This window comes from Flavobacterium sp. B183 (assembly GCF_023539155.1).
Classification (GTDB): Bacteria; Bacteroidota; Bacteroidia; order Flavobacteriales; family Flavobacteriaceae; genus Flavobacterium; species Flavobacterium tructae.
In genome coordinates this window covers 741,177-763,042 of the sequence record NZ_CP097434.1, presented here as the reverse complement: position 1 = coordinate 763,042, position 21,866 = coordinate 741,177, and the positions used below count along the sequence as shown (strand labels likewise).

18 protein-coding genes and 1 pseudogene are annotated in these 21,866 nt (G+C 36.1%); 3 read left to right on the top strand and 16 right to left on the bottom strand.

The window, feature by feature from the left end; translation table 11 throughout:
* Window positions 1–14: 14 nt before the first annotated feature.
* Together M4I44_RS03475 and M4I44_RS03470 are read right to left on the bottom strand one after the other, a co-directional pair.
* The gene (locus M4I44_RS03475; protein ID WP_035746767.1) at window positions 15–875 is read right to left on the bottom strand and encodes a YicC/YloC family endoribonuclease; all 861 of its coding nucleotides are present in this window, start codon (window positions 873–875) and stop codon (window positions 15–17) included.
* Window positions 876–1,080: 205 nt separating this feature from the next.
* The gene (locus M4I44_RS03470; protein ID WP_202700535.1) at window positions 1,081–1,434 is read right to left on the bottom strand and encodes an arsenate reductase family protein; all 354 of its coding nucleotides are present in this window, start codon (window positions 1,432–1,434) and stop codon (window positions 1,081–1,083) included.
* Between the two features lie 76 nt (window positions 1,435–1,510).
* Between M4I44_RS03470 and M4I44_RS03465 the strand changes: the two genes are divergently transcribed.
* Window positions 1,511–1,966 (top strand): DinB family protein, encoded by a 456-nt coding sequence (locus M4I44_RS03465; RefSeq protein ID WP_017497433.1) that lies wholly within the window; start codon window positions 1,511–1,513, stop codon window positions 1,964–1,966.
* Window positions 1,967–2,046: 80 nt separating this feature from the next.
* Here the strand turns inward: M4I44_RS03465 and M4I44_RS03460 are convergent, their stop codons facing one another.
* From M4I44_RS03460 to uvrC, 13 genes and pseudogenes are all read right to left on the bottom strand, one after another.
* Complete coding sequence (locus M4I44_RS03460) at window positions 2,047–2,538, bottom strand: septal ring lytic transglycosylase RlpA family protein (RefSeq protein WP_017497434.1); 492 nt, start codon at window positions 2,536–2,538, stop codon at window positions 2,047–2,049.
* 90 nt (window positions 2,539–2,628) lie between these two features.
* Window positions 2,629–3,051, bottom strand: a complete 423-nt coding sequence (locus tag M4I44_RS03455) for a hypothetical protein (RefSeq protein WP_017497435.1) — start codon at window positions 3,049–3,051, stop codon at window positions 2,629–2,631.
* Window positions 3,052–3,156: 105 nt separating this feature from the next.
* Window positions 3,157–5,985 (bottom strand): TonB-dependent receptor domain-containing protein, encoded by a 2,829-nt coding sequence (locus tag M4I44_RS03450; protein WP_026110083.1) that lies wholly within the window; start codon window positions 5,983–5,985, stop codon window positions 3,157–3,159.
* 321 nt (window positions 5,986–6,306) lie between these two features.
* Entirely contained in the window at window positions 6,307–7,950 is a 1,644-nt protein-coding gene (gene pgi / locus M4I44_RS03445; protein ID WP_249966522.1) for a glucose-6-phosphate isomerase, read from the bottom strand.
* Window positions 7,951–8,062: 112 nt separating this feature from the next.
* Entirely contained in the window at window positions 8,063–8,398 is a 336-nt protein-coding gene (locus M4I44_RS03440) for a hypothetical protein (RefSeq protein WP_249966521.1), read from the bottom strand.
* 45 nt (window positions 8,399–8,443) lie between these two features.
* Window positions 8,444–9,064 (bottom strand): hypothetical protein, encoded by a 621-nt coding sequence (locus M4I44_RS03435; RefSeq protein ID WP_249966520.1) that lies wholly within the window; start codon window positions 9,062–9,064, stop codon window positions 8,444–8,446.
* 34 nt (window positions 9,065–9,098) lie between these two features.
* Entirely contained in the window at window positions 9,099–10,319 is a 1,221-nt protein-coding gene (locus tag M4I44_RS03430; protein ID WP_089077474.1) for a peptidoglycan DD-metalloendopeptidase family protein, read from the bottom strand.
* A 22-nt stretch (window positions 10,320–10,341) separates the two neighbouring features.
* On the bottom strand, window positions 10,342–11,283 hold the full coding sequence (locus M4I44_RS03425; RefSeq protein ID WP_249966519.1) for a tryptophan 2,3-dioxygenase family protein: 942 nt from the start codon (window positions 11,281–11,283) through the stop codon (window positions 10,342–10,344).
* Window positions 11,283–12,053, bottom strand: coding sequence for a DUF3108 domain-containing protein (locus M4I44_RS03420; protein WP_017497442.1), 771 nt, complete (start codon window positions 12,051–12,053; stop codon window positions 11,283–11,285). The genes M4I44_RS03425 and M4I44_RS03420 overlap by 1 nt, the downstream gene beginning before the upstream one ends.
* Window positions 12,054–12,353: 300 nt before the next feature.
* A complete protein-coding gene (gene hppD / locus M4I44_RS03415; RefSeq protein WP_017497444.1) occupies window positions 12,354–13,514 on the bottom strand; it encodes a 4-hydroxyphenylpyruvate dioxygenase in 1,161 nt (386 codons plus the stop codon).
* A 172-nt stretch (window positions 13,515–13,686) separates the two neighbouring features.
* Window positions 13,687–14,844, bottom strand: a complete 1,158-nt coding sequence (locus tag M4I44_RS03410; RefSeq protein WP_089077449.1) for a homogentisate 1,2-dioxygenase — start codon at window positions 14,842–14,844, stop codon at window positions 13,687–13,689.
* Window positions 14,845–15,161: 317 nt separating this feature from the next.
* A complete protein-coding gene (locus M4I44_RS03405) occupies window positions 15,162–17,519 on the bottom strand; it encodes a patatin-like phospholipase family protein (protein ID WP_017497446.1) in 2,358 nt (785 codons plus the stop codon).
* Between the two features lie 8 nt (window positions 17,520–17,527).
* Window positions 17,528–19,323, bottom strand: a pseudogene (gene uvrC, locus M4I44_RS03400) (excinuclease ABC subunit UvrC).
* Window positions 19,324–19,456: 133 nt separating this feature from the next.
* On the opposite strand from uvrC, the gene M4I44_RS03395 reads away from it, so the two are divergent.
* Window positions 19,457–20,437, top strand: coding sequence for a succinylglutamate desuccinylase/aspartoacylase family protein (locus M4I44_RS03395; RefSeq protein WP_249966518.1), 981 nt, complete (start codon window positions 19,457–19,459; stop codon window positions 20,435–20,437).
* Window positions 20,424–20,993 carry a 5-formyltetrahydrofolate cyclo-ligase gene (locus M4I44_RS03390; protein WP_249966517.1) on the top strand — a complete coding sequence of 190 codons (570 nt, stop codon included), beginning with the start codon at window positions 20,424–20,426 and terminating at the stop codon, window positions 20,991–20,993. Before M4I44_RS03395 ends, M4I44_RS03390 begins: the two co-directional genes overlap by 14 nt.
* 168 nt (window positions 20,994–21,161) lie before the next feature.
* On the opposite strand, the gene M4I44_RS03385 is transcribed toward M4I44_RS03390, so the two are convergent.
* On the bottom strand, window positions 21,162–21,830 hold the full coding sequence (locus tag M4I44_RS03385) for a tetratricopeptide repeat protein (RefSeq protein WP_249967407.1): 669 nt from the start codon (window positions 21,828–21,830) through the stop codon (window positions 21,162–21,164).
* Between the last annotated feature and the right edge of the window lie 36 nt (window positions 21,831–21,866).

Below are 21,866 nucleotides of genomic sequence, written 5' to 3'. Positions count from 1 at the left end.
AAAGCGTACAGTTTTTAAAGTACATTTAAAACCTGTTCTTTGATCTTTTCCAATTCATCCTTCATCATCACAACCAGTTTCTGCATTTGCGCGTGATTTGATTTTGAACCCATGGTATTGATTTCACGACCCATTTCCTGAGTGATAAATCCAAGTTTTCTACCGTTAGCTTCAGAACCTTTTATAGTTTCAAGGAAATAATCCAAATGATTGGTTAGACGAACTTTTTCCTCCGTAATATCAAGTTTCTCAAGATAGTAAATCAATTCCTGTTCGAAACGATTTTCATCCACATTCACTTTCAGTTCTGAAATCGCAGTTTGTAAACGGTCTTTGATGGCTTTAATACGTTCCGGATCAAGTGCCAGAGCGTCGTTCATGTATTGACGGATATTCGATATTCTGAGATTGAATTCTTTTTCAAGAGATTCTCCTTCGTCTTTTCTGAAAGTCAGAATGTTTTCCAAAGCTTCTTCGATGATCAACTGAATTTGTTCCCAGTCATTTTCATCAATTTCTTCGCGCTCGGTTTTTAGGGTATCCGGCATTCGAACAGCCATTTTCATCAGTTCCGTTTCATCCGCATCCGGGTAAACTTCTTTTAGTTGAGCGATGTAGTTTTTTACAACAGGAACATTTACCTTAGTTGAGGTTTGTTCAGAAGTACTTTCAACGTAAATTCCGAAATCAATTTTTCCTCTTTCCAGTTTAGTAGAGATTTGAGTTCTTAAACCTAGTTCCATTTCGCGGTATACCGATGGCATTCTAACATTTAAATCTAAACCTTTACTGTTTAAGGATTTTACTTCAACGGTAATTTTTTTTGTAGGCAATTGCAAAGAAGCTTTGCCAAACCCTGTCATAGATTGTATCATATAATTGAGTATAAAGGCGCAAAGATACTAAAAAACTTTAGAGTGAGGTTTTCTAGTTTCTATTGCCTTATTTTTAAAAGGTTTTGGGCGTTCCCTTCGGTCGGGCTATCCGTTTCAATCTTTTTTTGAGCAGAAAAAACTCAAAAAAAGGATTTCCACTTCTATCCCTAACGCAAACCGGGAATCTTTACGGCTTTTAGGTAAATTATTGTCCTAAGGCTTTCATTACCTGTAAAACATTCTGCTGACTATTACCGATGTAGATTTTTCCGTCAATAATAAAAACAGGACGGCTTAAAAAAGTGTAGTGTTCTAAGATGTATTTTTTAAAATCGGCTTCCGTTAAAGATTTGTTCTTTAAATCCATCGATTTATACAGTTGTGCTTTTTTGCTGAACAAAGCTTCGTAACTTCCCGAAAGTTGATACATTTCTTCTAATTCCGTTGCTGTAATCGGGTTCTGTTTAATGTCGTGAAAAACCAGGTTGTTGCCTTCCGGTAATGCTTTAATGATTTTTCGGCAAGTATCGCAGGACGCTAAGTAATATATTTTGTTCATAAGTTTAAATTTAAGAGACTACAAAGAAAATCCATTTGAAACTTAAAATTGCCTAATTTTAGAAAAAAATAAAAATATGAACCCAGTTTTTGAAGTACAAAAGACCATTAGAGAGATTCTTTTGAAAGTTTTAGACAGTCATTCATTAGAACAATTAAACAAAATTCCGCAAGGATTCAATAACAATATCATTTGGAATATCGCACATTGTGTTGCTTCACAGCAGGCTTTGGTTTATAAGTTATCGGGTTTACCGGTTACCATTTCTGAAGATTTTATTGCTAAATACCGAAAAGATACTAAGCCGGAAGGAGACGTTTCGCAAGCAGAAGTTGATGAAATACGTGAACTGCTTTCGACTACTTTAAAGCAGGTTGAAAATGATTTTGCGGCAGGTATTTTTGTGAATTATAATGAATATACCACTAGTTTAGGGTATACTCTGAAGAATATAAACGGAGCTTTGGATTTTAATAATTACCATGAAGGCGTTCATACCGGAGTAGTGATGAGTATTCGAAAGTTTGTTTAGATCTTTTTTAGGACAACTCAATTTACGAAAAAACCCGACAGTTTCTAAAAAGCTGTCGGGTTTTGTATTTTAAAAGGATGTTATTCTACTATAGTTTCGATCGTAACTTTCATAGCACCGCTTCCTTTACTTTTCGTGATTTCCATAAAGGCTCTTTTGGATAAATCAAGATCTCTTGTTCGAACAAATGGACCGCGATCGGTAACTTTTACAATTACGAATTTTCCGTTTGCTTCATTGGTGACTTTTATTCTCGTTCCGAAAGGAAGTTTTTTGTGTGCGGCAGTGTAAGCGCTGTTGCTGAATCGGCTTCCGTTGGCTGTTTTTTTACCATTAAAACGGTCAGCATAATAAGAGGCATGTGCATTTTTTTTATAAGGTTTTAATTTCAAGCCCTTATCCGTAAAAACAGAATCAGTTGGTATTGCAATTAAATTAGGTCTGGCAGTTTTGACAGTATCCTGAGTAATTTTAGGTTCAGTTGCAGGCTTTGTTTGGCTTATAACATAGGTAAAACAACTTAAAAAAGTTATAGTAAGTGCAGTGAGTAAAATATGTTTTTTATTTCTCATGTTTTATTTTTTTTCAGACTTGGGGAGTTTGTACAAATAATATGCCGAGATAAAAAAAGCCCTATTTTTAGGGCTTTAATTGGTTTTTTCTTAGAACCACAGGTTCCATGGGATTCTGCTTAAAATAAGCAATAATCCTAATCCGTAAAATATAGCAAAAGTTTTAAACTTCGCTTCGCTATTAACTAATTTTTTATGTTTCGACCATCCGATGGTGATCAAAATGATAGCAATAATGTTGATTAGAGGGTGTTCTAATGAAGTAAGTCTAAGTGCTGCATTAGACATTTGGCCAAAAGCAGCTTTCCCTAAAGGTGATACAAAATAAAGGATTAAACCAACTAATAATTGTGTATGAGTTCCAATCAAGGCAAATAATGCAATCTTGCGGTCTTTGCCTGTAAAGTCTTTTTTAGAAGTAAGACCAATGATGGCATTTACAACTGCAATTAATAAAATTAAAAGTGCTAAGTAAGCCCAGCCCTTATGGAATTCTCTTAAAAAATGGTACATAAATTAGATTTTTTGATAAAACAAATATAGCAAAAAAGGGTATAAAAAAAGCGGCATCAGACTAAAAGTCAATGCCGCTTTAGGTATTTATTTAGATTCTAAATATTAGAAATCGTAACGTAGAGAGAAGTTCCATGTTCTTCCGAAACCGAAGAAAACCTGGTTAACGTTTGCTACTCCATTGTAAAGCATTCCGTTAGATGCGTAAGTTCCTTTTGAACCAGCTGGTTGACCAGTAGCTACAGGAAGGTTGTCATCAGCGAAAGTATTTGTTCTTGATTCAGCGATATAAGTTTTATCAAGTACGTTGTTTACGTTTAATCTGAAGTTAACTGATTTGTCTTTGTTTTTTCCAGTTAACATTTTGTATGAGAAACCAGCATCTAGTAAACCATAAGAAGGCAATTGTAATGCTCCTTTGTTGTTTGGATCTGCAAAGTTGATTGGGCTTAATCCAGCGTACAATTTATCGTTGAAATTGTAGTTAGCATCAAGAGTTACTCTTGTTAAAACTTCATAAGCAGCACCTAAAGAAGCTGTCATTTGAGCAGCATCACCTACTTTTACTTTGTCCATGTAAACTGGTGTAGCAACGTATCCTACAACAGGACTATTGTCTGCTTGATTGTAAGCGTTTACAGTAGCATTTCCTTTGTATTCCCAGATTCCGTAAGATACCATTCCAGTTACTTTTAATCTGTCAGTAATGTTAGAACTTGCTTCTACTTCAACTCCTGAGTGTACCTCGTTTAGACCTAAGTATTCAGTGTAAGTATTTGGGTCAGTTGGTAATGCATTACCTTTTAAGTATCTGTCGTTCCAAGTTGTGTTGTAAACGTTTACTGTAGCGTTGAAAAATCTAGAACGGAAACCATATCCAGCCTCAAATCCAATGATTTTCTCATTAGTAAGGTTAGGGTTTACTGTTGATCTGTTGTTTGGATAAACAGAGTTAAAGAATGGTTGTCTTGAATAGTAACCAGCGTTTACGTAAACATTACTTTTTTCGCTTAAGTTGTAGTTAGCACCACCTTTTACGTTTCCTCCTAGGATGTTTTTGTAAGGAGTAGAAGTTAATGGGTCAGTTGGAAGGTAAACAAAGTCATCTTCTCTTTTGAATCCTTGTTGAGAAACTGCTCCCTGAACGAAAGCTGTTAAATTGTCTTTAGAGTACTCTAATTGTGTAAATACTCCATACCATTTTACTTTTCCAGTACTGTTGAATGAGATCTTGTCATAATTTCTTTTGTCAAAAACATTCCATTGTACATTTGTAGAATATGTCTCTGTAAGACGTCTTCCAGTTGGTTTTAGACTTGCAATATTGTTGTCAAAAAATTCTCCTCCGCCTAATCTGTCGTTAACAACAGTAAAGTGGTAACCAGTGTAAGTTCTTGCGTCAAGACCGAAATCTAAAGTAAGTGTATTTGATAATTTTTTGTTCAAATTAACAACAGCACCAAACCAGTCATGAGAGTTGATAGATGACGTTTGTGAAATACCTGATGTAGTATTGTAAACATATGGAGATGCAGTAGTTCCTGCTCCAGTTCTACCAGTTGAAGAACTGTTTTGGTAAACACCACCAATTTGAGTTCTGGTTCTGTTTGCTCCGTTAAAGAAAACTTGTCCTGTACCATTGTTCCAAGCTTGGATTTTGTTGTAATCAACTAAACCATCAGCTGTTAAGAATACTGCACTGTTGTAAGTGTTTCCACCAACACCACCTGTTGCTCCTGCACCAGCTCCACGTCCCATAGACGCGTAAAGTACAGTTGAAAGTTTTGTAGTTTCGTTGATTTTGTAATCCCAGTTAAAAGATGCTACCGGTTTGTGGTAGTAGTTTTTTCTGATGTTATATTCTTCACCATTCAAATATCCTGTATCAGCATTGTATCTGATGTTTGGATCTCCATTGATACCATATTTTTGGTAAGTAGCAATTGTTGGTACAGTAGATCTTTGGTTGTGCCATTGTGGAGCTCCTGTTACTGTAACTTGAAAGTCATGTTTTCCACTTTTGCTACCGTATCCTAAAGCAACATAGTAGTTAGAACCTTCAAATTGAGTTCCGTTCACATATCCGTCTCCCATTGTTTGAGACAATAAAATAGAAGCAGAAAGACCATTATCTAGTTTTCCAGTGCTGTATGAACCTTGAATTTTAAAGTTTCTTCCATTACCAAATCCAGAAGAAAAAGATCCTCCTTCTTTTCTGTCAGAAGCTTTAGTTACAATGTTGATTGTTCCTCCAACAGAAGGAGTTACCAATTTTGAAGCTCCTAAACCTCTTTGAACCTGAATAGCTGAAGCTACCTCAGATAAACCAGACCAGTTACTCCAGTAAACAGAACCATTTTCCATGTCGTTAACCGGCATACCATTGATCATTACAGCGATGTTGTTTTGGTTAAAACCACGAATGTTGATTCTTGAATCTCCAAAACCACCACCAGCTTTAGTAGCATATACAGAAGGCGTGTTTCTTAAGATCTCTGGAAATTCCTGAGTTCCAAGTTTTTCCTGGATTTCAGCAGCTTTAATTGTTGAAACCGCTACAGGAGTTTTTCTGTCTTTTGCGATGTCAACGATTGTGCTTTTTACAACAATTTCGCTTAATTCATTAGAATTAGAAGTCAAAACGATTGTTCCTAAATTAGTAGTTTCACCATTTCTAACTGAAAATCTAAGAGTTAAATTCTCGTAACCTAAAAAAGAAATAACGATTTCTCCTGTACTTGTTGTTGCATTAAGAGTAAATTTACCGTCAAAATCTGTAGAAGTAGCAACTGTAGATCCTTTGATCACAACGTTTGCTCCCGGAAGTGAACCCACTCCGTCGGTAATCATACCGGAAATTTTTCCTTGAGAAAATGCGGTTGAAACTATCATGAACAATAGTCCAGTAAGTAACCAATTTTTCATTGTCTTCATTTGTTAATTAGTTTATTGTTTTTGGCAAAATTATAACAATAAAATCAGATAATGTTATCAAACTGTTAAGAAAAGAAAGATTTGTATAATGTGTTGCGCATTAAAATGATTTTTCTTTTTTTTGTTAGATAAAATGAGGTTTTTTTGAATTTTTTAGTGTGAATTTTGTTAAAATCGTAATTATTTTAATTGTCTTGTAGCGCTAAACTTGCAGGAGATCGCTTTTTTAGCTGCTTATGTGATGCTTGTGTACGAAAAAACGCCTTAATTTTCATTAAATCAAGGCGTTTCAGTATGTTGTGTATGGATCTTTTTTGAGTTTTACTTATTTTTCAAAAAGTGATTTAATAAGAAAGAAGTCGAGCTATCATGATTTTTTACCGTCTTGGTGTTAATTTCATCCAAAATAGAATTCGCTAATTGCTTTCCTAATTCTACTCCCCATTGATCATAACTGAAAATATTCCAGATAATACCCTGAACAAAAATTTTGTGTTCGTACAATGCAATCAGTGACCCCAGGCTTTTTGGAGTTAGTTTTTGAATTAAGATCGTGTTTGTTGGTTTGTTTCCGGTGAAAACTTTAAAAGGTAACAAGTAGGATGATTTCTCTGCCGATAATCCTTGTTTGTCAAATTCAGTCTGAACTTGTGCAGCGGTTTTTCCGTTCATTAAGGCTTCAGTCTGAGCAAAAAAGTTGGACATTAGTTTGTCGTGATGATCTTCGTTACCGTATAGAGGTTGAATGAATCCAATAAAATCTGTCGGGATCAATTTTGTTCCCTGGTGAATCAATTGGAAAAAGGCATGTTGAGAATTGGTTCCCGGTTCTCCCCAGATGATTGTTCCGGTTTGGTAGTTAACCGGTTTTCCGTCACGACCAACACTTTTTCCGTTACTTTCCATAGTAGCCTGTTGCAGGTAGGGAGCTAATTTCTGAAGATATTGAGTGTATGGAATCAATGCTTCGCTTTCAGCGCCAAAGAAATTATTATACCAAATACTTAACAATGCCAGAATTACGGGAATGTTTTCGTCGAATGTGGTTGTCTTGAAATGTTCGTCCATTTCATTAGCTCCTTTTAACAGTTCGTTGTAATTGTCAAAACCAATCGCTAACGAAATGCTTAAACCAACAGCACTCCAAAGTGAAAATCTTCCTCCAACCCAATCCCACATTGGAAAAACATTGTCAGGATTAATTCCAAATTCAGTCACTTTTTGAATATTGGTTGAAACCGCGACAAAATGTTTGGCAATATCTTCCTGGGAAGCCGATTTCAAAAACCATTCTTTTATAGTTTCAGAATTAGATAAGGTTTCCTGAGTGGTAAAAGTTTTGGATACAATAAGGAATAAAGTTGTTTCCGGATTCAATTTTTTAATGACTTCGTTTACATGGTCGCCATCTACATTAGAAACAAAGTGTAAGTTTAAGTGATTTTTGTAATACTGTAAAGCTTCAACAGCCATAACCGGCCCAAGATCAGAACCTCCAATACCTATATTTACTACGTCAGTGAAAGCTTTTCCGGTGAAACCTTTTCTTTCTCCCGAAATTACTTCGTGACTAAATTGTTTGATTTTGTTTTTTACCTCATAAATTTCCGGAATTACATTTTCGCCTTCTACTTTAATAACTGCAGATTCCGGTGCGCGCAATGCAGTATGCAAAACCGCTCTGTTTTCAGTCTGGTTAATGATTGCTCCTTCAAAATATTGAGAGATGGCTTCTTTTAATCCAATTGAATTGGCTAATTCCAGTAAAAGAGAAACAGTTTCCTGACTAATGTTGTTTTTAGAATAGTCAATTAAAAAGTCATTCCATTGTAAATTGAATTTTTCAACACGGGCATTGTCCTGTTGAAAAAGTTCTTGTATAGTAGTTTTATGAGTTGCGTTATAGTGGTTTTGCAGATTTTTCCACGCTTCAGTCCCGGTTGGGTTTGTAGTGTTTAAAGCCATTTTTTGTTTAATTGAGAATGTGGTTATAAAAAAACAAAAATACTGAAATTAGTTCTAATAGCTTTAAGCTTCACAATTATATAACAAATAGTTACGAAAACGATATATCTGTTTATTTGTTTCGAATTCTTGCTGTAATTATGATAGCACCATCGTTTTCTTTTTCGTTGTAAATGATGCGGCTGCTGTTTTCATTTAAAAAGTCTACACTAATAATGTTAGTTTTTTCAAGGGGCAAAATTATAGTGTCTTGCTTTTTATCATATCGAAACGGAACTCCGTTTATCACAATTAAAGGCGATTTTTTAATGATATCTTTTTCGAATGCCTGTTGGATAGATTCCGATACAAAATATTGGTTTTGTTTCTTATCGTTTAAAAGAAAAGTGTGTGGATTCGAACATCCCGCAACTATGGTACAAGAAAGCAGTAATAAGAATCGTTTCATGCGTCGATGTAGGATTTGATAGATACTTGTTTTTAAGTGGAAGTTTTACCAAATTTTCCACCAGGGCTTTTTGTTGATTTCGATTCGCTTTTTGATTGTATTGATTTCTATTCTTTGAACTTCCTCTTTTTTGATAGTTGAATCGTCAAAGTGTAATTCACCGGAAAGACTGATGCCAATAGGAGCTTTTGTTTTTTCTCTCCAGATTTCGGTTTGTAATTCCGGAATTAGGGGAGAGTTGATTTTAGCGGTGAATTTTTGTCTTGCTTTTTCTATAATTTCTTCTTCGAGGTTTGAAGTCGAATTTTTAAAAAGCGAAAGTGAGTTTCCGGGAATGTTGAGGAGGAAAATCTGGGTTTTATCGTCGATTTTACAAATGTCCAATACTTTAAAGAAGGAGTTATCATCCAGAAGAGCATGTCCGTTTTTTGCCGAATCCGGATTGAATTTGGATAAATCTCTTGCTCCGGCACTTGCAATTAAAAATCTACAGTTTCCGGAAAGACCGCCACCAATAAAGGACATGTCTGTGAAATCTTTTTCTTTTAATATTTGTCCCATTTGATAAGCAGTAAGTAAACTGTCATCTAAGGTGGTGTCTCTGTAGAATAATTTTAAATCTGAAAAAGTTTCATCAAGAAGGTCTTTAATGCGTTTGTTTTTCATGTTTGTTTCTATGTTTAAGGATAAAAACAGATTTTTATAAATTCCCAATGCTGTCCAGTTCTCTCTTCAAAGGTTCTATTTGCTGGAAGAAACGGGTTTTGTAATTTCCGGTTAGAGATTCTCCGGTTGGTAAATTAAGTCTCAAAGCATCTACCTGTACGCCATTTTTCCAAAAACGGTAACAAACATGAGGTCCTGTTGCAAGACCGGTGCTGCCTACTAATCCAATGGTTTGTCCCTGTGTCACACGCTGACCGCGTCGAACTAAAATTCGGGACATGTGTAAATATTGAGTAGAGTAGGTTCCGTTGTGTTTTACTTTTACAAAGTTTCCGTTTCCTGCCGTGTATCCTGTTGCTTCTACAATTCCCGAGGCAGTTGATGAAATTGGTGTTCCGGTTGGAGCGGCATAATCCGTTCCTTTGTGGGCTTTCCAGGTGTGTTGTACCGGATGAAAGCGGTTTGCGGTAAATCGCGAAGTGATACGGCTGAATTTAATCGGAGTTTTTAAGAAAAAGTTTTTCAGCGTTTTTCCCTGATCGTCATAATATTCTATTTTTCCTGAAGTAGTGTCTTTTTCAAATGGGAAAGCATAAATAATTTTGCCTTTATATTCAAAGAAGGCGGCTTCAAGATCTTCAACACCGTCGTAAGTTTTGCCGTTAATAAAACGTTCTGTAAAAATTAATCCATAACGATCTCCTTTTTTTAGTTTAAAGAAGTCAATCGACCATGAAAAAACTTTGGTAATTCTGCTGGCAAGAGCGGCTTCTACGCTTTCATTGCCTAAAGTTTCAGAAAGAGAACTTTTTAAAACTCCTCCGATAATTTTACGTTTTAAAGTGACCGGTTTTATTTTTTTGCTGGCCTTTGCAATGCTGTCTCTTAAATCTATAACATAATACGTCAGCGGATCCGGCTGATAAATAAAAACCTGTAACTTGTTTGTTTTATTTTTTGAACGAAGTATAGTATAAGGTTTGTTGTAGCGAATGGTTCTTACATTAAAAGAATCCTTTATTTGTTCTACAACATCATAGACTTTTTTGTCTCCAATATTCTGACTTTGAAGAATAGATCCAAATGAATCTCCTTTCTTAATAGTATCGTGAATAACATTGAAATCGGCGTAATTAAAACCAAATTCTACTTTTTTAGTTTTTGGTTTAGTGATTTTAGTTTCAACTTTTTCGGCAGTTTTATTGCATGAAAATATTGAGAATAAAACGATTATAATTACGAATGCTTTTTTCAAACTTTTAAATTTTTTTAGGAAATTAATTAGCTGTTTCATTTCCCCAATTGGACAATTCTTCTTCGGTCCACAATTTAGGAAAAAAGATGCGTCTTTGGTATTTTGGGTGCATATATTTTTGCCAATCACTTCCTCCGGTGGCTTCTCCGTTTCCTTTTCCGCTTTCCAGTATATATTTTCTTGCAGTATTTAAATGCTGCATTACCCAGGTGATGTTTACCGTTTTGTCGTAATGACGCATCGCATCAATTAACTCCTGATTTTGTTGGTCCTCTAAAGGTAGCTGAGTAAATTTCTGCCAGATGTTTTTTGATTTAAAAGTTGACATTTGTCTTAGGAACTGATCCTTATACTTGTTTTCAAATTCCTGAAGTAAATATGATTTTTCTCCGGTTTGATAATCTTTTCCGGCAGCCTGCCAGTATAAATGTTCGAAACTGGTTTCTAGCGGAGTATTTTCGTCAAAGTTTGATTTGTATCGGCGATCGGTTAAATTGATCACATCTGTCGATGCAAATTCGATTAATCGGTATTGTGCACTTTGAAAGCCGCTCGCAGGAGTCAGTGTATTTCGGAATTTCATGTATTGATCCACTTCCATTCCGTTTTCCATGATGCTAAACGAATTCGTCAGCATGTCAAAGTATCTCGTTATTCTGGATAATCTTTCACTGAAAAAGACAACCTGAATATCTTGCGTGTTGGCAATTTGGTCAATTTCCCACAATATCATTTTAAAGATCAATTCGTTTACCTGATGGTACATGATGAAAACCATCTCGTCAGGAAGCGTAGTGCGTTGGGTTTGTAAACTTAACAGGGCATCCGTTTGTATGTAGTCCCAGTAGGTGATAGGTTTTGACCAAAGCAATCCTTCTAATTGTACATCGGTTTTTTGATTTATAGCTTGGAATTTAAGGTCAATTTCTTTTAAAATTGATTCTGAATGATCAGTAGGGTTCATTATTTTTTTGCTTTAAATGGATTTTTTAATCCTTTATATTCGTCAAGGTCGGCTTTAAGTGATCCAACAGCCAAATCTGCTTTTATGCGTATCGGAACTTTGTTCTCGTCGTCTGTAATCCAAAGGGTTACGCTTTCTTTTTCTTTGAAAACTCTCCCAGTTTGTACCAGTGGTTTGAAAACCATTGAAGAAACGGTACCAAATTTAGTTGTAATATCCTGTCGGCCTACATATTTTAACTTAAATTTTGTGATTTCATCATCAAAAAACATATCAATGGTGATGGCCTCGCCTGATTTGAGTTTGTCTATGTTTGGATGGTTTCTCAAATAATAAAACGAGGAGATGATATCCTGAACATTGTCGGTAATTACAATTGTTTTTTCGGTTTTGCGCTTGTAATCTTTTACTAAAACTTTTTTCTCAGACTGATCAAAAAAACCTTCCTGATTTTTGGTGTAGCCTCCTTCGTTTATTTTTCTAACGTAGCGATAAGGATCTCCGTTTTGTTTGTCGAAATAACTTTCATAAAGGTCTTCCACCTTAAAGAAAAATTTTGACATTCCGGTTGTGTATCCTTTACCTACGGCATGAAAAACTTTTTTATTGTTGATCGTCGCGTCTTTAATTTCGAGAGTGGCGTAGCCGGCGTTTATGATTCCGTAATGAATTCTGAATTTGAAGTATTCTCCGGTGTCAAAAGCATCTTCTTTTTGAGTGTCGAAACCTAGGGTCGTAAGAACTAATATGAGCAGGACTATTTTTTTCATAGTACATTTTTTACATTTCACTATTAAAGATATATAAATGCAAATTTTATTCCAAATGTATCAAAACAAAAAAACTCCGTCAAGGAATGACGGAGTTTTTATGCTATTAACTAACCAAAAAACTATAAATTATGAAATTTATATCAATTCGGAAGGAAACCACCCCTTCCTGATTTGCGAGTGCAAAGATAGATACAAAGTTCAAAAAATAAATGTTAAAAAGTGAGTTTAACATAACATTTGCATAAAAACCATCATTTTACAGAGAATTTTTTTGCATAATGTAAAAAAAATGCATTTTTACAGCGTTCCTCTCAATTCCTGCTCTCTCTCGATTGACTCGAAAAGGGCTTTAAAGTTTCCTGCGCCGAATCCTTTTGCACCCATTCTTTGTATGATTTCAAAGAATAGTGTTGGTCGGTCCTGAACTGGCTTCGTAAATATTTGTAACAAGTAACCGTCCTCGTCAGCATCGACCATGATGGCCAGCTTTTCAATTTCGTTAATGTCTTCTTTCATCATATCCATATGCACGCCTAATCTTTCAGGAATTGCCTGATAGTATGTGTGAGGAGGAGCAGATAAAAATTCAACACCTCTTGCTCTCAATTGTGATACTGTTTTGATGATGTCATCTGTAGCAATGGCAATGTGCTGAATTCCGGGACCACCATAGAAATCTAAATATTCTTCGATTTGAGATTTTTTCTTTCCTTCTGCTGGTTCGTTAATAGGAAATTTGATTCTTCCGTTTCCGTTAGACATTACTTTACTCATCAATGCGGAGTATTCTGTGGTAATTTGTTTGTCATCAAAGGATAAGAAATTTACAAATCCCATAACATCTTCATAGAATTTTACCCAGGTATTCATTTCGTTCCAGCCTACATTTCCAACCATATGGTCGATGTATTTTAAACCGGTTGGCTCCGGATTGTAATCCGACTTCCATTCCTGATACCCCGGAAGGAAAATACCGTTGTAGTTTTTTCTTTCTACGAAAATGTGAACGGTTTCTCCGTAAGTGTAGATTCCGGAACGGATTACTTCTCCAAATTCGTCCGATTCAACCGTTGGTTCCATAAAAGAACGAGCACCACGTTTCATTGTTTCTTCGTAGGCACTTCTGGCATCTTCAACCCAAAGAGCGGCTACTTTTACACCATCACCATGTTTTTTAAGGTGTTCGTGAATAGGTGAATCCTGAGTTAAAGGTGTTGTTAGAACAATTCTGATTTTGTCCTGTTTTAAAACATAAGAAGCTTTGTCTTTTACTCCGGTTTCCAGTCCGGCATAGGCTAATGACTGATATCCGAAAGCTGTCTTATAATAATGTGCCGATTGTTTTGCATTCCCGACGTAGAATTCTACATAATCGGTTCCTAATAACGGAAGGAAATCCTGTGCTCCTTCAAAGATTTTTTCTAATCCGTATTCTACTGATTTTACTTCTTTTGACATAATGTTTATTTGTTTGATCGGTTAATCGTTTAATTGATTGAACCGTAGTGTTGTTTTTAAGATTTGTTTTTTACCGCAAAGCACGCGAAGTTATTTCGCAAAGTTCGCGAAGTTATTATAGCGATCTTCGCGTAAAATCCTTGCGAACTTTGCGGTTAGATCGAAAGAGGAATTACTCCGTCCAGGATTTGTAGTACTGACCATCGTCAAGACCCATGGCTTCTTCTGTAACCATAAGTGGACGGAAAGTATCAACCATAACGGCTAATTCCTGTGTTTCTGTGTGACCAATGCTACGCTCCATTGCACCTGGCGCAGGACCGTGTGGAATTCCTTTTGGGTGTAAAGTGATATGACCCTGCTCAATGTTGTTACGGCTCATGAAGTCACCATCTACATAATATAGAACTTCATCAGAATCTATATTGCTGTGATTGTAAGGCGCTGGAATTGCTTTCGGATGATAATCGTAAAGTCTTGGGCAGAAAGAACAAACGACAAAAGTAGCCGTTTCGAATGTTTGGTGTACCGGAGGCGGTTGATGAACACGTCCCGTTATAGGCTCAAAATTATGAATCGAGAATCCGTATGGGAAATTGTAACCGTCCCAACCCACAACATCAAATGGATGTGTAGCATAAACCACTTCGTGAATCATGCCTTCTTTTTTGATTTTAATTAAAAAATCGCCTTTTTCGTCATGTGTTTCCAGTTCATTTGGCAAAATAAAGTCGCGTTCGCAAAAAGGGGAATGCTCTAAATGCTGTCCTGATTGGTTTTTATAACGTTTTGGGGTATAAAAAGGAGAGTAGGATTCGACATAAAAAAGTCGGTTTTCTTCCGTCTCGAATTCTATTTGGTAAATAATGCCTCGAGGAATAATCAGATAGTCACCATATTCAAACGGAATGTTACCTAACATGGTTCTTAATTTTCCTTTTCCTTTGTGGATGAAAAGCATTTCATCGGCATCGGCATTTTTGTAGAAATAATTTCTAAGTGATTCTTTAGGAGCTGCCAGCCCAATGATACAGTCTTTATTAACCATCATGGCTTTACGGCTGTCCAAAAAGTCATTTTCAGGTTTTAATTCAAAACCTTTAAAAAGTAACGATTTTATATTTTTTCCGATGGCAATTTTTGGCTCAACGGAATAGGAATTTAAAATTTCTTTTACCTGAGTGGGTCTGTGAACATGATAAGATAATGACGAGTGTCCGTGAAAACCTTCAGTTCCGAATAACTGCTCGTAGTAAAAACCTCCGTTAGGTTTTTCGAATTGTGTGTGTCTCTTTTGAGGGAAGTCTCCAAGTTTGTGATATAATGGCATGGCTTTTCTATTAGATAATTTTAAAATTAGATAATTTGAAAATTTGAATTGTGTGAACAGATAACCAGCTCAATTTCTTAAAATTGACCAATTATCTCAATTCGATAGCTTCACTCAGGATTTCTCTTGATGAGGAATTGAAGATACTCTAATAAACCTGTCCATTTTGTTTTCATTATAACAAATGTCGTAATTTTTGCTGAGTAAAATTATAAATTATATCATTTATAAACATGATTTATTTTAATTTTTTTTGATATAATTTTTAAAGGGCAAAAAAATAGTACAATTTTGTTGAACTATTCTTTGCTTTACTGCTAAAATAAAAACCCGATACTAAACCAGGTGTAGCTTTTAGACATTTCGGGAGACCAGGATTGTTTAATCTCGATTGGGCCAATGATAGTTTCCAGTCCATAACCAACAGCATATCCGGTATATTTTGGCATTGAAATCCAGTCTACCTTCGTAAAAATATCATCTCCCAAGTTGGCAAAGTTCGCAGAAAGATTTACGTGATTCTTTTTGAAAATTTCATAATCGAGTGTAATTCCCGTTTTTATAAAGCTGTTTCCGGCTATACTTAGAAAATCGTATCCATAGAAATAATTGAAGTTGTTGATTTTGCTATAGCCATATCCTCCGAGTATAAAGTCAAAAAACGGAACGCTGTCGCTGCCAATGTTAAACCCTGCGTCGGCATCAATTTTGAAAGTAGCCTTTCTGAAGAACGTTTTTACAAAAGCAATTTCGGCCTTTGCAATCGAGAATGGTTTAAATTGTCGTGTATAGTCAGACGATGCTAAGTAGGTTTGTAAATCGGTAGAGAAGTACCAACCGGAGCGAGGGAAGCTTTTGCTGTCGAATGAATCGTATTTTAAATAACCAAAAAGACTAAGATAGCTGCTCTTTTCAATAGTGTTTACTGTATTGTTAAGTGTTGGAGAATCTATTTTTAAGTATTTGTATTCAAAGCCCCCACCCATTAAAAATTTTTGTACAAAGATGGTTTGAAAATAGGCCTGATTGGTAATGTCTAAGAAGTCAACGTTAATCAGATTCACATTTGGATTCTGTGCCGTTAAGGTATTTATACTTGTGGTGACATTCCGATTAAATTGATTCAAACGTGACTGGAATCCAAAACTGATATTAAAACCGTTTTCTATATAATAGTTGAAGTCGTACCTGAAGTTATCTCCCAGGATAACATCAAGTGAGGTAACATCATTTTTTAAAAAGGTCTTTTTGTGGGTAAGATTTAGCAGAATTCCACTTTTGTATAGCCCGTCATAATGCAGACCAAGTTTTAAAAAAGTCTGAGTGGGATTTTCTTTTAAGACTATATCAAGGTCGTCCTGTTGCTCATCCGGCTGCAGACAGTAGGAAATGGTACTGAAGTTCTGGGTAGCATTCAGGTTATTGATTCCGGTTTTAAGATCGCTGTAGGTTATAGTGCTTCCGGGTTTAAAACGCAGCTTTCCACGAATGTATTCTTTTGTGTAATTCTCAAGGTTTTCACTGTTTATCTCTTTGATTTGCAGTGTGTCACTGGCGATTTTTAGTTTGGGTTTTTTATAAAAATGAGCTTCATCGGTTAAAGATTTGATTCTTTCATAGACCGCAAAAGCTGCTTCTTCTCCTTTTCGGATAATTTCTTCTCCTTTGTCAAATGAAATTACACCATAATCGCGAATGTCCGGTTTGATATAAACATCGGTATCCTTGATTTTATTTTTCATCTTATCGATAGACTGCAAATTGGTAATCTGTACGAGTATCTTGGTCGCGTTTTTCAGATTTTTACGATTCATAAGATCGTCCTGAACATCGACACCAATAATAATATCAGCACCCAGATTACGAACTTCTTTTATGGGATAGTTGTTGACTACGCCTCCATCTACTAATAAATTTCCATCAATTTCAACAGGGGTGAACAGGGAAGGGAATGCTGAACTCGCCATCATAGCCTGAACGAGGTTTCCTTTGTTTAGTAAAACTTCTTCTCCGGTTTCAATATTAGTTCCGATACATAAAAAAGGAGTGGGAAGTTGATTGAAATCACGTACATGACGCACATTTCGGGTAAGACCGCTTAATAAATTGTAATTGTACATCCCTTTTGAAAGGGCTTCCGGAATCCCGATTCTGAAGTTGCTAAAAGGCAATGCAATGGCATATAACTCATCATTTTTTTTGCCATAGAAGTTTTTGGACGATCGCGGTATGTAATCGTTGATGAGTTCGTCAAAGTTGGTTTTCTTGAAAATGGAATCAATTTGAGAGGCATTGTAACCGGAAGCATAAAGTCCGCCGATTATAGATCCCATACTGGTACCACCGATATAGTCGATTTTAATTCCGGCTTCTTCCAGAACTTTTAAAACTCCAATATGTGCAAAACCTTTCGCGCCTCCACCACTTAAAACCAATCCGATTTTAGGTCTTTTCAGGGTGTCTTTTTTCTGCTCCTGTGAAAATGTTTTTTGCGGATTTAGAAGCAACACCATAAAAAGTAATAGTGTTGTGCTCCAGACCGAAACAGACAACTGCGAACTACAAAGAAACTTTCCTTTTAGAAAGAAGTGAACGACTTTAGAAACATCTTTTTTCGGTGGAGAAAAAAAAGGTTTCGATGTGGTATTTTTGTGGGGCAGTTGATCTGTACGCATGAAGATAACTAGTTGGTTTTGTAAAAGTCGACAATTTTTTTGGCTTTTGAAACCCCTATTACATCAGATATTTCTTTTTCGGTAGCCAGCTTCAATCTTTTAACACTTTTGAAATGTTGTATTAACGTAAGCATTGTTTTTTCGCCAATGCCGGGTATGCTTTCTACTGAGGAGTTAAGTGCGGCTTTGCTTCGTTTGTCTCTGTGAAAAGTGATTCCAAATCGGTGCGCCTCATTTCGCAATTGCTGAATCACTTTTAAGGTTTCGGATTTTTTATCGAGATACAACGGAATCGAATCTCCGGGGTAAAATAATTCCTCGAGACGTTTCGCAATCCCGATGATCGCAATTTTTCCACGCAGTTCGAGGGCGTCGATACTTTTTAATGCCGCAGAAAGCTGCCCTTTTCCTCCGTCAATGATGATTAATTGTGGCAATGGTTCGTTTTCATCCAGTAATCTTTTGTAACGTCGGTAGACAATTTCGGTCATCGAGGCAAAATCGTCAGGACCTTCAACGGTTTTCACGTTAAAATGACGATAGTCTTTTTTGCTAGGCTTCCCGTCTTTAAAAACCACACAGGCGGCTACGGGATTTGTTCCCTGAATATTCGAGTTGTCAAAACACTCAATGTGACGGGGTTCAACAGGCAATCGCAGGTCCTTTTGCATTTGTGCCATGATCCGGTTGGTGTGTCGGTCAGGGTCTACAATCTGTAATTGTTTGAGCTGTTCGATTCGGTAAAATTTCGCGTTCCGAATAGACAGTTCTAATATTTGTTTTTTATCTCCTAATTGAGGAACAGTAGTTTTGATGTTTTCACCCAAATCAATTTCAAACGGAACGATGATTTCTTTAGACAATAATTGAAAGCGTTCGCGTAATTCTATAATCGCAAGTTCTAATAATTCCTCATCCGTCTCTTCCAGCTTTTTCTTCATTTCTAAAGTATGCGAACGGATAATGGATCCGTGTGAGATTTGAAGGAAGTTAACATAAGCTGCCGTTTCATCAGAAACAATCGAGAAAACATCAATGTTTGTAATCTTCGGATTGACAATGGTGGATCGCGACTGGTAATTCTCGAGAATTTCGATTTTTTCTTTTATTTTCTGAGCTTCTTCAAAACGCAAATCTTTCGCATATTGGGTCATCAGTCGTTTGAAGTCTTTCATGCTTTCTTTGAAATTCCCTTTTAGAATTTCTCGGATCGCATCCACCTGTCTTTGGTAGTCTTCCAGAGATTCAAGTCCTTCACAAGGTCCTTTACAGTTACCGATGTGATATTCCAGACAGACTTTAAATTTTCCGGAATCAATATTGGATGGACTCAAATCAAAGTTACAAGTTCTCAAAGGGTATAATTCTTTGATTAGATCTAAAATAGTATGTACTGTTTTGAAACTGGTGTAAGGACCAAAATATTCAGAACCGTCTTTGACCATTCTTCGGGTAGAAAATATTCTGGGAAAGGGTTCTTTTTAATACAGAGCCACGGATAGCTTTTGTCGTCGCGCAGCAAAACATTATAACGCGGTTGCAGTGTTTTAATTAAATTGTTCTCTAATAAAAGCGCATCGGTTTCTGTGGGAACTACGATGTGTTTTATGGTGACAATTTTCTTCACCAAAACATTGGTTTTGGCAGTATCGTGTATTTTATTGAAGTAAGAGGAGACTCTTTTTTTTAGGTTCTTAGCTTTTCCCACATATAAAATCTTCCCGTCTTTGTCATAATACTGATACACACCCGGATTGTCAGGCAAGGTTAGGATTTGAAGATCTAAGGATGATGGTTTGTGCATTCTGTTTTGTTTCTGAAGATAGCTGTTGTACTTTTAAAAAACCTTTTGAGGTATTAAAAACCTTAACATTGATTTAGTTTCAAATTTACGAAATCAAAAGAATAATTTCTATATTTAGATTTTATAATTCTACATGAAAAACAGTAAACCCCTGATTATTTTTGGAGAAGCAATTCTGCCGGGAGAGAGTAAAACAATAAACGTTGAAATTGCACGTCTGCATACTACTACAAAATTGAATATTCCGGTTATAGTACGCCGTTCAAAAATGGAAGGCCCGGTCGTTTTATTTTCGGCAGGAATCCACGGTGACGAGATCAATGGAGTTGAAATAGTCCGACAGCTTATCAGCAAAAAAATCAACCGTCCCGTTAAAGGAACCATTATTTGCATTCCTATTATCAATATTTACGGTTTTGTAAATAAATCCAGAGAATTTCCGGACGGGCGTGACTTAAACCGCGTTTTCCCGGGGAGTAAAAAAGGATCTTTGGCAAGCCGTTTCGCTTATCATATCGTAGCAGAAATTTTGCCGATTATTGATTATGCAGTTGATTTTCATGCCGGGGGAGCGAGCCGGTTTAATGTTCCGCAAATCAGGATTACGGAGAACAACCCGGAACTGAAAGAACTTGCCGATGTCTTCAATGCGCCTTTTACCTTGTATTCTAAAAATATTAGCGGTTCATTTCGCACTACCTGTGAAAAGGCTAATATAAAAATGCTGCTTTTTGAGGGTGGAAAATCTCTGGATATTAATGATACAGTGGCGAATGAAGGGGTAATGGGGGTGAAGCGTTTACTGAATTATCTGAATATGCTGGATCCTAAACATCTTGTCGAAACCGCAGAAGATCCTTCCATCTACATTAAAAATTCGGTTTGGCTGCGTGCGAAATGCTCGGGTCTGCTGCATGATTATAACAGGATTGGACGTTTTGTAACGAAAGGGACTATCTTAGCCATTATTACCGATCCGTTTGGTAAATTTGAACAAAAAGTAAAAGCGCCGCATGACGGATTTGTGATCAATGCCAATCACTCGCCGATCGTGTACGAAGGAGATGCGATTTACCACATGTCTAAAAACAGAGACGAGTATGCCGACGAATAAAAAAGAATTACGATTACACTATAAAAATCTTCGCAAAGAACTTTCAGAAAATGATATCGAAGAGAAAAGTCTGGCTATTGCCAATAATTTAATCCAATTGTCTATTTGGGATAAAACCTATTATCATGTTTTTCTTCCGATTGAAGAACAGCGAGAAGTAAATACAGAATACGTATTGCATTTGCTTTCCGGAAAAGATAAAGAAATAGTAGTTTCAAAAAGTGATTTTGAGACTCGCGGTATGACGCATTTTTTGTTGACCGATAATACCAAAATCAGAAAGAACGAATACAATATTCCTGAACCGGTAAATGGTTTGCAAGTTCCTTCTGAAACTATAGAGGTCGTTTTTGTACCGCTTTTAGTTTTTGATGTTTTTGGAAATCGGGTAGGATACGGAAAAGGGTTTTATGATAAATTCTTATCAGAATGCAAACCCGAAACGATTAAGATTGGCCTTTCTTTCTTTGAAGCTGAAAATCAGATCGAGGATGTTTTTGAATCAGATGTGAAGCTGGATTACTGTGTGACGCCCTTAAAAACCTATACTTTTTGATTGTAAATTAAGAATTTGCCATAAGTAAATTTAATGGCTTGGCAGTCTTAGATTTAAGTTTGCTTATAGCATCGATACGATTTCGAAGTGATTGATACCCATACAAAAAATCCCAAACACCATTTTAAAACTGGTATTTGGGATTTTTTTACTTGATTTTTTGAAGATTTATTTTACTTCCCGAATGGTCGAGGCATCAATCCAGCCTTCCGTTCCATCAGTTAATTCTATTTTTTTCCAGCCTCCAACAGTTTCCAAAACATATACTTTGGCTCCTTCGTGCAGTAAAATAATTGCAGAACCTGCTTTTTGAGGTTCGCTGCGAACTTCACTTAATTCGGCAAAAACAATTGCAGGACGGTCGTTGCTAAAATGATTTTTTTCAGACATTCCCGCTGAAACACTTAAAAGTAAAGCGATCAAAAGAACAAACATTCCAATGAAATAAATTCTTTTCGACAGAGTAAGCTGTGAGAAATAATATCCGATAAAAGTTAGCAAGAAAGCAAATGCGATTGCGATAGAAATTATTGCCCAGGTGTTGTAATCGAAGATTCCGGTAAAATTCTGAATCAGTTTTGCAAAACCTACTTTTGGGACTTCTTTAATTTCATCGATGGTTAGCTTTTTGGCAAATTTTAAGTTGTTTAAGGTCTCCGAATCATGTGGTTTTAAAACCAGTGCCTTTTCATAATTATATATCGAAGGAGCTACTTTGTTTAATTTGTAGTAACTGTTCCCTAAATTAAAATACAATTCTGCCGATTGCTGTTTGTCTTCTTTGATAATACTTTCATAAACATCAACTGCTTGCTGATATTGCCCTTTTTGATACAGCGCATTTCCTTTTTCAAAGCTGCTTTGAGCAAAGAA